Here is a 13777-nt window from a genome sequence, read left to right on the forward strand (position 1 = left end):
TTATGAAAAAGATATTATATAGCGTAGCATTGGCGGCCTGCTGCATGGGAACCATGACAAGTTGCAGCGACTTCCTGGATGCTAGCAACAAGTCGAATGTAACTGATAAACAGACTTTTGCGACAAAAGAGGGATTTAACAACCTCGTCAATGATGCCTATCAGCGTCTGCAAGACATCTATGCGGCACCTCTGTTCACCAGCTGTTTCTCAGCAGGTACAGATATGTATGCTGATGCCCGCAACAAGATGAACGAGCCATTGAATACTTACGAGACCTTGACTCCTGAGAATAGTGATATCAAGAATCTCTATACTTACCTCTATTCAGGTATCCGTGCTGCCAACTCTGTGTCATATTATGCACAGACAGCCCAAGTTGATGAAAAGACTAAGGGGCAGCTTGTAGGCGAAGCCCGTGTATTGGCAGCCTACGAGTATTATCTCCTGGTAAACAACTTCGGTGGTGTCCCTATCATGAAGGACTTCCTCACCACAGCAGACACAGGATATCCTAAGTCTTCTGCTGCAGATGTATATGCCTATATCATCAGCGAACTCGAAGATGTTATCAGCAAGAATGTGCTCCAAGCTTCTACAGCTACCAAGGGGGGCGGCAGAATCAGCCAGGAAACAGCCAAGGCTATCCTTGCCAAAACCTACCTTTCTGCAGCATGGGACCTCAACAAACAAGACTACTTCTCCAAGGCAGCAGCTCTTGCCGATGAGGTGATTGCAGGCAGAAAACTGACTACCCCATTTGCCGAGCTCTGGAAGGCAGACGGATCGGGCGATGACAACGAAGAGTTCCTTTGGGATGTAGAATATGATTTGGCTACAGCCAACAATACAACATCAGGTGGTACAGAATGGAGCGACTACTACTGCAACTATCTGGGTGGTGCCGAGGATCCTATCAAGGCTACCACTTCCAGTTATGTACCAACTCTCTATGCCTTGCATTGTTTCAAGAAGGGAGACCAGCGTTACGATGCTACCTTCATGAAGGAATTGCCAGATATGAACAATGGAAATGCTGCAGGTACCGGCTACTGGACATGGTATAAGAATGGTGAGAGCCTAAAGGGTTATCCTGTGGTTCGTTACTATTCTGCATGGTATGAAACAGATGCCGACTTTGAAGCATGGAAGGCAATAGATCCTGCAAACAGAGCAAACACCTATCGCATTCCGATGGATTCACAAACCAAGGAGGCACAGAATATGGATGGCAAGGATATGGAATATTACGACAACCAGCAGTTGGTATATGCTTCAAGTCCTTGCAAGAAGTTTGATGACAGCCATACTGCTTCTAACCAGAAGAACACCTGCTATCGCGACATCCATATCATCACTTTGCCAGAGATGTATCTCGTAGCAGCTGAAGCTTATCTGAAGGCTGGTGATAATCCTAAGGCATTGGCACGACTCAATGAGGTTCACCAGCGCGCTGGTCTTTCTGCACTTACAGGAACTATCACTATCGATGACATCCTTGATGAGAATGCATGCGAGAACTTCGGTAATGAGGCACGCTGGATGGATCTTCGCAGAACCCAGACCCTGGTAACACGTTGCACCAAGTATAACCATGAGATGGGAGACAAGGCTGCCCAGTATATCGGCAAGAAGCTTCTTCGCCCTATCCCACAGGCTGCAATTGATGCCAATGACCAACTGACATTAGCCGACCAGAATCCTGGTTACTAATCAAAGTCATTATGTTGATAAGAAAACTTATCAGGACATACGTTAATCATTAGGTTTAAGACCGTATTCTAGGGAGATAATTCCTGATGGATACGGTCTTTCTTTTGGTTCTATCGGCAAGGTATACGTAATCGTTTTCGTAGTTTTTCGCCCACTATCTGCATGCGGTAAGCAAAAATATCGTAACTTTGCAGAAAATCTTATAGAATACAATAATAATAAAATAAATAAACCTAAGAAGAAATGAAGAAATCAATCATTAAGACAGCCGTGCTGGCTGCGCTCATGGCTCTGCCAATGTTCGCTAAAGCACAAACTTTCGCAGGTATCACAGCCGAGCAGAACGCACAGAACACTCCAGAAGGATGGACTACCGTAGAACTGCCACAGTTGCCAACCATCACTTCGGAAAACACGTTCAACATCAAGGATTATGGTGCTTCCACTACGGCAGAAGACAACACCAAGGCTATCCAGAAAGCACTTGATGCTGTGCCTACAACAGGTGGTATGGTCGTGATTCCTGCCGGTACCTGGATGTTTGGTAGTACAGATCAGATGACAAGCAAGACCGAGGTACTCAGCATCAAGTCAAAGACTGTGCTCCACCTTTGCGCAGGAGCGACATTGAAGCTCGTGGAATACGGCAAGGCTCCTAACAATAAGACTGTCTTCATCGGCGGAAAGAACAAGGATAAGAACGTTACCGACATTGTTATCGAGGGTGAAGGTGAAACTTCAGTCATCGACGGTCAGGGTGCACGTTGGTGGCTTGCAAGAGAGAATGGCGAAACCTTCAATCCTGGTGCAATGATCCGCTTCGAGCAGGGCAAGCGCTTCCTGCTCCGCAACTTCAAAATTCAGAATACTCCTGGTGTGAACATCACCATCAGCAACAGCGGTAAGGCTAGCCATGCTACCATCCATGATCTGATTATCAGCGAACCTTCATCTGAAGCAGGCAAGGGAAAGGCATCGCATAACACCGATGGAATCTCTATCTGGGGTCCATACGTTAATATCTACAACTGTAACATCAGCAACGGCGATGACAATATCGTTTGTGACAATGATGCACAGTACATCCATATCTGGAACTGCGACTTCGGTACAGGACATGGTGCTTCTATCGGTAGTTTCACCAAAAACATCAAGCATGTATGGTTCGACAACATCACCATGAATGGTACAACTGCCGGTATCCGCATGAAGACGGGTATCAACAGCAATGGTACACTGCGTGGCGGTGGCGAGGAGGACTGGAAGTTCACCAACTTCACCATGACCAAGGTGAAGAACCCATTCTCTATCGACTGCTTCTACGACAAGAACTACAACAGTGACCCTGCCGTAGATAAGGCAAACGCAAGAACTTTGGATAGCACAACCCCTACATACAATGGCATCCTGCTCCAGAACGTGAAGACAACAGATGTTTGCGATGGCAAAGCCATCTTCCTGATTGGGCGTCCTGAGAGTCATATCAAGAATGTAACACTCGACAATGTGCAGATTTCGGCAAAGACGGGTATCGATATCCGCTTCGTAGATAATCTCGTGTTCAAGAACAACTCTAAGATTACATGCCAGTCTGGCAAACTCTGGATTCGCCAGTACGATTCTACAGTAGACGACCAGTGTGATGCTACAGGGGCAGGTACAAATCCAAATCCCACTCCCAATCCAGGTGAGACAACAGAAGTAAGCTATATTCTGGATGCGTCAACCAGCACTTCTTCAGACACAGATCCATCTCCATGGAAATTCAATAACGGTTGCAGCATAGAGAGCAGCAAAGGTTACGCTACAGCTAAAAACAATACCATCAAGTATAGCAAGGGCATACAGTTTACCATCAACCTGCCTGAGAATATTAACATTACATCGGCTAGATTTGCAGGATATGCCAATGAAGACAACAAGACTTGCTATCTCGGCGAGCTGAACGGAACAACCTTTGCCAGCGACAAATACGTATTCCCTAGCCGTTCAACCCAAACGGATACGAGCACAAAGTTTGATATTACACTTGACACTCCTGCTACTGGCGTTCTTACCTTCACACCACAAGATGCACAAGCCGCTTGGGTTATCACACTGAAAGGTGTAAAGGTAACAAGTTCAGGTATCAACAATGTTGTTTTAACCGCCAAGGTAAACAATAACAACATTTACGACCTCAGCGGTCGCATGGTAAAGCTCAATGCCAAGGCAGAAGACCTGCAAGGTCTCAAAAAAGGCATCTATATCTACAACAACAAGAAATACGTAGCTAAATAATTCATTTAAACATCGGTAACAATGAAAATAAAATCGCATTCACTCCTGTGCCTTCTCGCAACCATCGCTTTGAGTTCTCCGCTCTCTGCGGTGAGCGTGAATGCCCAGAAAGCGGTATCCAAGACATGGAATCCGAACCTGAAGAACGGAATGTACCGCAACCCGGTTATTGACGCCGACTACTCAGACCCAGACGTATGCCGTGTGGGCAATGACTACTATATGACCTCCTCTTCCTTCCAGTGTTTCCCAGGCCTTCAGATTCTGCACAGCACCGACCTGGTAAACTGGGAGATTATAGGCGCTGCCCTACTCGATGACTATCCTGTTTTGCCTGAATATCAGGGCACCGAACTGGACTGGCGCAAGAAAGTTCAGCATGGTAACTATGTGTGGGCACCCTCTATCCGCTATCATGACGGATGGTTCTATATCTACTGTGGCGATCCTGACCAGGGACTCTTCATGACCAAGACACAAGATCCTCGTGGTCCTTGGGAGCCTATCACCTGGGTGATGAAGGGAAAAGGTCTTATTGACTGCTGCCCTCTTTGGGATGAAGACGGCAAGGCTTATCTTTCGCATGGATGCGCCGGTTCAAGAGCCGGTATCAAGTCTGTGCTCTTCGTTGCTCCTATGTCACCAGATGGAACCAAGGTGATTGGTCCTTCACGCATCGTATATGATGGGCATGAAGACCAGCCTACTATCGAAGGTACCAAGTTCTACAAGCGCAACGGCTACTATTACATCATGAGTCCTGCGGGCGGCGTGAAGTATGGCTGGCAGGTAGAGCTGCGTTCCAAGAATCCATACGGTCCTTACGAGGAATATGTAGGTATGGCACAGGGAAAAAACAAGAAGGTGAATGGTCCTCACCAGGGTGCGTGGGTAGATACCCAGAATGGAGAAGACTGGTTCCTCCACTTCCAGGATAAGCACGCCTATGGTCGTGTGGTGCATCTGCAACCAGCCAAATGGGTGAACGACTGGCTTGTCATCGGAGACGACAAGGATGGTGACGGCTGCGGAGATCCTGTTCTGCAATGGAAAAAGCCCAACCTGCCATCAAGCGGAAACTTCCAGCCTAAGGAATCGGATGATTTCAGCAGCGTAGATTTAGGTCTGCAATGGCAGTGGAACGGTCCTTACAGTCAGTACTGGTACTTCTGCGATGCCAAGAACTCCAAGCTGCGCCTCTATGGCGTGCAGCAGGCTGAAGATGTAAAGAACCTGTATGATTTGCCAAACCTCCTGCTCCAGAAACTCCCTACTGAGAACTTTACTGCTACTGCCAAGGTGAAGTTCATACCTAACCGCACCGAGGCTTACAAGGAGAAAGATAAGATATTGGGCGAAAGCGCCGGCATGATTATGCAAGGCATGGACTATGCGGCACTCAAGTTTGTTGATACCAAGGAAGAGGGGGTTGTATTGCAATATGTAACCTGCGAGAAGGCTGAGAAGGGAAAGGCAGAGAAGATGGTAAAGCAAGTGGCCATCAAGACTAGCAAGCAGCCTCAACCTTACACCGTGAAGTATGCCGTAGATGATATTCCTTCTTCCCGCATCGCTACCCAGGATGTATGGCTTCGCGTGAAGGTTCATAGCGAAGGTATCGCCAACCAGATACAGGCTATCGCTGAATGGAGCTACAGTCTGGATGGTAAGAAATTCACCAAGATAGGCAATCCCTTCACTGTGCGTGAAGGCAAGTGGATTGGTGCCAAGCTCGGTTTCTTCAACACCCGCACAGCCAAAAAGAACGATGCAGCCTTCTTCGACGTAGACTGGATTCATTTCGAAAAATAACGCTTTCCAGCTAACACGTTATTTCAGAGAATATTTTGGGAAACAAAAAAATCCCCCTCATTGCAAATCAATGCAGCGAGGGGGATTAATCTTTATGAGTAATCTAAAAATTCTAATCTTTCTTTTCTTCTGTAGGCTCTGCCTTTGTTGCTTTCTTTGCAGGTGCCTTCTTGGCAGGAGTCTTCTTGGCTGCAGACTTAGCTGCGGCCTTCTTGGCAGGAGCCTTAGTAGCCTTTTCACCACGCAGTTTATCAGTTTCCTTCTCTATCTTTTCAATCTTAGCCTGAAGACGGACAATCTCCTTGTCCTTCATCTCAAGCTCTTCATCCTGATTCTTGATGGTAGTAAGCAGGCCCTCAAGCTGATCGTTATCAACATCAGCAGGATAGAGGTCGTTTACTCGGGTGATGAAGTCGCCAAGAATGTTCATATAGTTAGTGAAAGCATCGAAAGGACTTGAATAGATACCTCTGTCAAGACCCACATTGCTTGGCTTGGTAGTCATGAAACGGAAGTTGTTACTTGCCTGCAGGTAATCCCAGTCCTGATTGATACGTGGATCGTTGGCGATACGTACACGGTCTGCCACACTGTAAAGCTTGTTGAAAGCCTCACGCTGCATCGGGTTACCCAACCACGAACTTACATCACGCTCCTCGTCTACCCAACTCAAGGTATCAGGCACATTCACCTCGCCTACCGACTTGATCTTCTTGCAGATTTCTGAAGGTGTTGAGAAGGTGATGCCACGGTCCTTGGCACACTGAGGCAGTGCCTTCATAAACTCGAGGATGTTGCTTGACAGAGGCTGGGCAATACCAAGAGCAGAAAGCTCCATGAAGATATTGATAACCTGCTCCTCCTCTGGGAAGGCAGCAATCTGGTTCATATAGTTGTCGGCAAAGAGTGGATAACCGTCCCAATCGCTGTTGCTGAAGCGCAGAGAGATATCATCGCTCAGGTTCACATCGCGCAAAAGGAGCTTCAACTTAGGGTTCAGGGCGCAATGGTAAACATAGTGAGGAGACTTCCAGCCGAGCACGTGCTTGGCACCCTCGGTGAGCATACCAATGAATCCCATGTTGGCAACATCGTTACCGATATCATCGCTGTAGATGAGCGAAGAGTTGCGCAATACGGTAGGCTTTTTACCAAAATATTCCTCTATCTTGGTGCACTGGCGCATCACCTCGTCCTTGAAACTTGCCTCATTAACCAGAGAAGCAAGTCCGTGAGAGTAAGGCTCAGCCAGGAACTCTACACAACCCGTATTGTTGAGCTGCTGAAGCTTCTCCAGTACCTGAGGAGCATGAAGTTCCAACTGCTCCATACCCACACCCGAAAGCGAGAAAGCTACCTTGAAATACTTGCCGTTCTTTTCAATCATCTCCTGAAGGGCATTCAAGGCTGGCATATAAGAGCGCTCAGCAATCTCGTTGATGCTACGGTCGTTCTCGTAGTCATCATAGTAATAATGGTCGGTACCGATGTCGAAGAAGCGGTAGCGTTTCAGATGGGTAATCTGATGTATCTCGAAATATAAACAAATTGTTTTCATAAAAATTTGAAATTTGAACGTTTAACTTGTAAGATGAGTAAAGCCTCAAAATTATTCATTCTTCGTTCTTCACTCTTCACTTAACCTACTTCCACCCCAGGGTCTTGAGGTACAGGTCTTTGATGCGGGCTCCCACTTTCTCCCAGGTAATCTGGTCTACTTCTTTCTTGCCTTCCTCTGAGAGATAATCGAAAAGACTCTCGTTGTGACAGATGCTGTAGATGGCATCGGCAAGGGCATGGATATCCCAGTAGTCTACCTTGATACAGTTGGACAGGATTTCTCCACATCCACTCTGCTTGGAGATAATGGTTGGTGTGCCGCACTGCATAGCTTCCAAAGGTGAGATACCGAACGGCTCGCTCACAGATGGCATCACGTAGACATCACTGTCTTTCAGACATTCATAAACCTGTTTGCCGCGCATAAAGCCAGGGAAGTGGAACCGGTCGGCAATGCCTCTTTCAGCAGCGAGATAAATCATCTGATCCATCATATCGCCCGAACCTGCCATACAGAAACGCACATTGCGGGTACGGTGCAATACCATGTTGGCAGCCTCTACGAAATATTCAGGTCCCTTCTGCATGGTAAGACGTCCCAGGAAGGTTACGACCTTCTCCTTGCCCTTATGATTTGGGCGTGGAATATCCTGCCACTCCTGCTTCAATGGGTATACGGCATTGTGCATGGCGAAACACTTGCGTGGATCTTGGTGATACTGGTGAATCACTGTCTGGCGGGTCAGTTCGGATACACACATGATGCAGTCGGCATTATCCATACCGTCTTTCTCGATAGCGTAAACGGTAGGGTTCACCTTTCCACGGCTACGGTCGAAATCAGTAGCATGAACGTGGATGCACAATGGCTTGCCGCTCACTCGCTTGGCATGAATTCCGGCAGGGAATGTCAGCCAGTCGTGAGCATGGATAATATCAAATTCCTCAGAACGGGCTACAACTCCGGCAATGATGCTATAGTTGTTAATCTCGTCATGAAGATTTGACGGATAACCACCGGCAAAGTCCATACAGCCGAGGTCATTTACATGCATATAGTTAAAATCGGCATAGATGTGGTCACGGTAACGGAAATAATCGTCCGGATTCATGATATTGCCTACGCGCTGCTGCACATAGTCGTGATTTACATCTCGCCAGGCGATAGGCACACTGTTCATTGCCACAATCTTGCAGGCACTGCGGTCCTCATCACCGAAAGGATGAGGCAGACACAATGTGATATCAACATCGCCCTGGGCATGAAGTCCCTGGGAGATACCAAAGTTGGCAGTTGCCAAACCACCAAATACGTGAGGAGGATACTCCCATCCAAACATTAAAACTTTCATATAGCAGTCCTCCTATTATTAATATTGATATTTTTCAAGTAACTCGAGCGCACGCAGAATCTCAGCCACATTCATGGCGAAAGAGATGGCACCACGACCTGCGAATGGAGGGTTTCCATCGAAGAGTTCGCTGATGGTACCGAGACAGTGGGAAGACATTTCGTCCTCATAACCTACCATCTGGCGTTCGATAAAGCTCAAACGGGTACGCTTATAGAGTTTCAGACTTGCCTCCATATAGAAGCCACCGAGCCATGGCCATGCCGTACCCTGATGATAAGCATAGTCGCGCTGGGTCTGCGGACCTACATAAACAGGATTATATCCGCCGCTCTTTGGCGAAAGTGAACGCAATCCCTTAGGAGTAAGGAGTTCGCGTGTACAGATATCAAGAACCTGCTTCTTCTGGTCTTGCGACAATGGAGAATAGTCGAAAGCCACTGCAAATATCATGTTCGGGCGAACGCTCCAGTCCATCATATTTCCATCAACATAATCATAGAGATAGCCATATTCATTGAGGAAGGTATCGAGGAACGCCTGCTTGGTTTTCTCAGCCTGAGCCAGGAGTTTCTGCTGGCTGTCTTCTTCACCTACTGTTGCAGCAAGAGAAGCACAGAAACACAAAGCGTTATACCACAAAGCATTGAACTCTACGATATATCCGGTACGTGGAACCACTGGTCTGCCGTTGGCAGTAGAGTTCATCCAGGTAACAGCCTTGTCCTTACCATCAGTATAAAGCAATCCGTTCTCTTCGAGCTTCAGGTTCGGATGCTTGTTATCCTGGATAAAGCTGATAACATCCTTGATAAACTGTCCATACTTCTTGAAGCAGTCTTCCTTGCTGGTTTCCTTAGCATACTGCTGCAAAGCCCAGACAGCCCACAATGGTACGTCAGGCTGTTCAATCTCGGCAATATGCACACTGACCGGTTTACCTTCCATAAACTCGTAGTAACCTTTCATCGCAGTCTTCATCACCAGTTCGAAGTAGTCATCCTCCTCGATAGAGAGGGTGAGACCAGGAAGAGCGATAAATGTATCGCGGGCTCTACACTTAAACCAAGGGTAACCAGCCAGGATATAACGGTCATCGTTCTTTTCACGACGATGGAACTGATGTGCCGCATTGACCAGACAGTGGAAGAAATTGTCACGAGGCGAACGCTCATCCACTTCCTTGTCGAAGAGCTTCTTCAGGCTGATCGCCTTGATTTCTGATGTAGAAGCAGCAAAGACGATGGTTTCGCCTTTCTTGATATCCATTTCAAAATAGCCAGGAACATAGAGGTCTTCGTTAGAAGCATAACCTCTCTCCTGCTCCTTTGGATATTCCACGCCACGATACCAATCTGGACAGAATTTAAACTCGTTCTTCTTGGAGAACTGCATATAGAGATCAGGATAACCTGCATACATACAGGTCTTGATGCCATGATCTACCTCAGAATAATCACGAGATGCGGTAGCATTCTCATGAGTAAACTGACGGACACTGCGGAAAGCCAAGAATGGACGGAAACGAAGGGTTGTAGCCGAATGGCCGTCTACCAGCGTATAGCGAATCAGAATGCGATTCTCATAATGCTGGAATACAACTTCCTTTTTCAAGATAACACCACCTACGCGATAAAGGGTAGTTGGCACTTTATCACAATCAAACTCACGAATGTACTTGTGGCCCATCGGACTGTAGTTGTTGCCCTGGTACTTGTGCAAGCCGAGGTTAAACTCTGCTCCATGCTGAATCACCGTAACATCCAGCGAACTCAAGAGCACATGATTCTCATCGTCCAGTTCTGGAACCGGCACGACAAGTAATCCGTGATACTTGCGGGTATTACAGTCTACAATCGTTGAGCACGAATATGCACCCGAGCGATTTGTCCTCAACAACTCCTTAGGCAACGACTCTTGAAGATTCGTCATAAGGGCCTTTTCGAATTTTAGATAACTCATAGATCTATATTAAGGTTCTATATTTTTGTTGACTAAATTAATTGCTTTCAAAGGTAACACTTTTTTGTGGTATAACAAAGTTTTTTGTATGCCATTTTTAGAAAAAATTGCCTTTTTATGTTTTAAAACATATTTTTAGACAAAAATGCTTGATTATTTCGAGAAAAAGCATTACTTTTGCACTCAGTTTTCAGTTTAAAAGATTTGTACACATGGCAGCTAGAGGAAAATACGATAAAGAAAATATAGCAATGCTGATTGCTAAGCTATGGGGAGGCATCACTGATGACCAGTTCGATTTACTGAAAGAACATCTGGAAATCAAGAAGTATAAGAAGAACGAAATCATCTACAAGAACGAGGGTACTCCTGAATATGCACTATGTCTCATAGCGGGAAAAGTGAAGATATACAAAGAAGGTATCGGTGGCAAGAGCCAGATTATCCGTGTTATCAAACCGATTGAATTTTTTGGTTTCAGAGCCTATTTTGCAGATGAGATATACAAGACGGCAGCCATGTCGCTGGAAAACTGCGTCGTTGCCCAGTTCCCGCTGGCAGTTCTCATGAAACTGATCTCCAAGAGTTTCAACATCGGCTTCTTCTTTATCAAATATCTCAGTGTGGAAATAGGTAAATCGGACGACCGTACCGTGAACCTCACCCAGAAACATATCCGTGCCCGACTTGCAGAAGGACTGATATTTCTGAAAGACTCTTATGGGTTAGAAAAAGACGGTAAAACTCTTGACATCCGATTGAGTCGTGAAGATCTGGCAAATCTCTGTAATATGACAACGAGCAATGCCATCCGTACGCTCTCAGCCTTTACGGCAGAAGAACTCATCAATACAGAAGGAAGGAAAATCAAAATCTTACAGGAAGAAGAAATCATAAAAATAGCAGAACTCGGATAAAGTTCTGCTATTTTTTATTTATATGTTTTACATTATACGTTTTTCTTGATACATTTCACTTATTACGGACATACTGGTTATACGGGTATCAGGAAGTTGATAACCTCCTGAATTACAGTAATCTGGAATGGGCCTACCGGTGTATTCATCAATCTGCCATCAATACCTATCAGGGCATGCTGGGCATCGAGCACCTCTACCTCTCGGGTACGGTAAGGATGCACACTCTTATGGTTGAGGAACTTACCTTTCACAAAAAGATAGATTCCCTCGAAGAGCTGGGTTGTCTTAGGATGAGATACCACCGACACATCGAGCAGTCCGTTATATGGCACAGCATTCGGAGTCTGTCCATATCCTGTTCCATTGCCTATACACATCGTCATCACTCTACGCTTGATAACATCCGAATTGATTTTCACATGCATCTTATAGTCCAGACGCTGGAATATCATCAGGATGAAGGAACAGAGAAACGACAGGGTACGTGAACCGAAGATATGATGGGTTTTTCGTCTCAGGTTCATGATGGCGGCGATGAGTCCGATATTGATACAGTTGAGGAAATAGCGACGGCATTTCTCCCCCTTCTTGTTCACATAGCGGATACAACCGAGGTCAATCTTTCTGATACGACGTTTTTTCAGCGACGCAACCGTCTTCTCGATATCGCTGTCGCTGAATCCCCAGAAGTGGGCAAAGTCGTTCATCAGTCCGTTAGGAATAACACCCAGTGCCACCTCTTCTCTTTCTTTCGGATCTATCTGCATCAGACAGTTTACGGCATCATTGAGCGCAGAATCTCCACCAACGATGACAATGGTCTTATAACCATTGTTGATAAACATTCTGATGAGCCGTTCTACGCTCTTCTGATTCTCGCTCTGCACAAAGTCGTAATCCACGCCTTGCTGCTTGAGCACCTTCTCTATTTTTTCCCAGCGCTTGTTACTTCGCCAGCCTCCTCTAGGGCAATAAAGCAGCCCCCATTTATTCTCGTTTACCATTGTCTCTTCTTTGTAATTTGAAAGTTGTATAAAATATCACTTCCGCCCAGCCACCGTTGCATCCGATTCCATCGGATGCCAGCACCCTAGCCAGATTCCAGGCCGCAGCCTAGCTTCTCATCAGTTCCAAAACCGTCTCCACCTTTTTCTCCATTGGCTGCAATGCATCTACCCAATGGATAGTAAAGCCTCTGCGCTCCATACCTCTGAACCACGTCATCTGCCTTTTGGCAAACTGATGGATTGCTATTTCCAGACCGCGATACATCTCATCGTATGAAGTCTTACCGATCACATATTCTGTAATAAACTTATATTCCAAACCATAATAGATGAGATTTTCGGCAGGAATACCACGATCTAGCAGTCCCTTGATTTCATCTACCATTCCCTCATCCAATCGCTGTTTCAGTCTCCGTGAAATTTTCTCCCTTCTTGCGTCCCGGTCTATGCTGACACCGATAATCAGCGAATCAACCGCAGGGAGTTCACGTTCGGGCATCGGATGCTCCAGATTATAGCTTTCAATCTCTATCGCCCGGATAGCTCGCTGTGCTGTATCCACGTCTGTGCGATTGTGCATATTAGAACCCGTTTTCGCCTTCAGCTCTTTCAGTATCAGCGTAAGTTCCTCTAAACTCTTATGAGCCAATAATTCACGGAGTTCCGGGTTCTGCGGAACAGGTGAAAGATGATAACCTTTCAGCACCGACTCAATATAGAGTCCTGTACCTCCACATAATATCGGAAATGCCCCTCTCTTCTGAATATCCTGATAGGCATCATAAAAATCCTGCTGATATTCAAAGAGATTATATTTCGTACCAGGCTCACAGATATCAATGAGGTGATAAGGTATCTGCTTGCCATGGATGGTATAGTCAGCCAGATCCTTACCCGTACCTATATCCATGCCGCGATATACCTGCCGGCTGTCAGCACTTATGATTTCAGCGCCCTTGGCAGGGGTACCCGACAAATGGGCACCCAGGCTATTGATCCTGGCTGCAAGAGCGGCAGCAAGACTCGTCTTACCACTCGCCGTAGGTCCCAATATGGTTATCATCGAATATTTCATGCCGCAAAGTTAAATGAAATTATTGAGAAAACAAAATAAAATGAAAAGAAATTCTCACTTATAAAAACAAAAAGCCGTCCAGCATTGAAAAAATGCT

Annotated in this window: 9 protein-coding genes; 4 read left to right on the top strand and 5 right to left on the bottom strand. The window is 46.1% G+C overall.

Annotation, left to right across the window (positions count from 1 at the left end; translation table 11 throughout):
- Positions 1–2 precede the first annotated feature (2 nt).
- The 3 genes from ONT08_RS01460 to ONT08_RS01470 all read left to right on the top strand — a co-directional run bounded on the left by ONT08_RS01460 (position 3) and on the right by ONT08_RS01470 (position 5804).
- Positions 3–1712: a RagB/SusD family nutrient uptake outer membrane protein gene (locus ONT08_RS01460; RefSeq protein ID WP_264958918.1), complete on the top strand. Its 1710-nt coding sequence runs from the start codon at positions 3–5 to the stop codon at positions 1710–1712.
- A gap of 243 nt (positions 1713–1955) precedes the next feature.
- Positions 1956–3992: a glycoside hydrolase family 28 protein gene (locus ONT08_RS01465; protein ID WP_264958920.1), complete on the top strand. Its 2037-nt coding sequence runs from the start codon at positions 1956–1958 to the stop codon at positions 3990–3992.
- Positions 3993–4013: 21 nt separating this feature from the next.
- A complete protein-coding gene (locus ONT08_RS01470) occupies positions 4014–5804 on the top strand; it encodes a glycoside hydrolase family 43 protein (protein WP_264958922.1) in 1791 nt (596 codons plus the stop codon).
- A 112-nt stretch (positions 5805–5916) separates the two neighbouring features.
- On the opposite strand, the gene ONT08_RS01475 is transcribed toward ONT08_RS01470, so the two are convergent.
- From ONT08_RS01475 to ONT08_RS01485, 3 genes are all read right to left on the bottom strand, one after another.
- Positions 5917–7362 (bottom strand): glycoside hydrolase family 57 protein, encoded by a 1446-nt coding sequence (locus tag ONT08_RS01475; protein WP_264958924.1) that lies wholly within the window; start codon positions 7360–7362, stop codon positions 5917–5919.
- An 85-nt stretch (positions 7363–7447) separates the two neighbouring features.
- The gene (locus ONT08_RS01480; protein ID WP_022121648.1) at positions 7448–8716 is read right to left on the bottom strand and encodes a glycosyltransferase family 4 protein; all 1269 of its coding nucleotides are present in this window, start codon (positions 8714–8716) and stop codon (positions 7448–7450) included.
- Positions 8717–8734: 18 nt separating this feature from the next.
- A complete protein-coding gene (locus tag ONT08_RS01485) occupies positions 8735–10678 on the bottom strand; it encodes an amylo-alpha-1,6-glucosidase (RefSeq protein ID WP_264958926.1) in 1944 nt (647 codons plus the stop codon).
- Between the two features lie 212 nt (positions 10679–10890).
- Between ONT08_RS01485 and ONT08_RS01490 the strand changes: the two genes are divergently transcribed.
- Complete coding sequence (locus tag ONT08_RS01490; protein ID WP_118079039.1) at positions 10891–11595, top strand: Crp/Fnr family transcriptional regulator; 705 nt, start codon at positions 10891–10893, stop codon at positions 11593–11595.
- Between the two features lie 77 nt (positions 11596–11672).
- Here the strand turns inward: ONT08_RS01490 and ONT08_RS01495 are convergent, their stop codons facing one another.
- A complete protein-coding gene (locus ONT08_RS01495; protein ID WP_022121645.1) occupies positions 11673–12602 on the bottom strand; it encodes a diacylglycerol/lipid kinase family protein in 930 nt (309 codons plus the stop codon).
- Positions 12603–12711: 109 nt separating this feature from the next.
- Entirely contained in the window at positions 12712–13680 is a 969-nt protein-coding gene (gene miaA / locus ONT08_RS01500; RefSeq protein ID WP_264958928.1) for a tRNA (adenosine(37)-N6)-dimethylallyltransferase MiaA, read from the bottom strand.
- Between the last annotated feature and the right edge of the window lie 97 nt (positions 13681–13777).

The sequence above is a fragment of the Segatella copri genome, assembly GCF_026015465.1.
GTDB classification, from domain to species: Bacteria; Bacteroidota; Bacteroidia; order Bacteroidales; family Bacteroidaceae; genus Prevotella; species Prevotella copri_E.

Excerpts from the sequence above, each read along its gene's own strand:
- ONT08_RS01480 (WP_022121648.1), bottom strand. The coding sequence starts at position 8,716 with ATGAAAGTTTTAATGTTTGGATGGGAGTATCCTCCTCACGTATTTGGT.
- ONT08_RS01490 (WP_118079039.1), top strand. The coding sequence starts at position 10,891 with ATGGCAGCTAGAGGAAAATACGATAAAGAAAATATAGCAATGCTGATT.
- ONT08_RS01470 (WP_264958922.1), top strand. The coding sequence starts at position 4,014 with ATGAAAATAAAATCGCATTCACTCCTGTGCCTTCTCGCAACCATCGCT.
- ONT08_RS01475 (WP_264958924.1), bottom strand. The coding sequence starts at position 7,362 with ATGAAAACAATTTGTTTATATTTCGAGATACATCAGATTACCCATCTG.
- miaA (WP_264958928.1), bottom strand. The coding sequence starts at position 13,680 with ATGAAATATTCGATGATAACCATATTGGGACCTACGGCGAGTGGTAAG.
- ONT08_RS01485 (WP_264958926.1), bottom strand. The coding sequence starts at position 10,678 with ATGAGTTATCTAAAATTCGAAAAGGCCCTTATGACGAATCTTCAAGAG.
- ONT08_RS01495 (WP_022121645.1), bottom strand. The coding sequence starts at position 12,602 with ATGGTAAACGAGAATAAATGGGGGCTGCTTTATTGCCCTAGAGGAGGC.
- ONT08_RS01460 (WP_264958918.1), top strand. The coding sequence starts at position 3 with ATGAAAAAGATATTATATAGCGTAGCATTGGCGGCCTGCTGCATGGGA.
- ONT08_RS01465 (WP_264958920.1), top strand. The coding sequence starts at position 1,956 with ATGAAGAAATCAATCATTAAGACAGCCGTGCTGGCTGCGCTCATGGCT.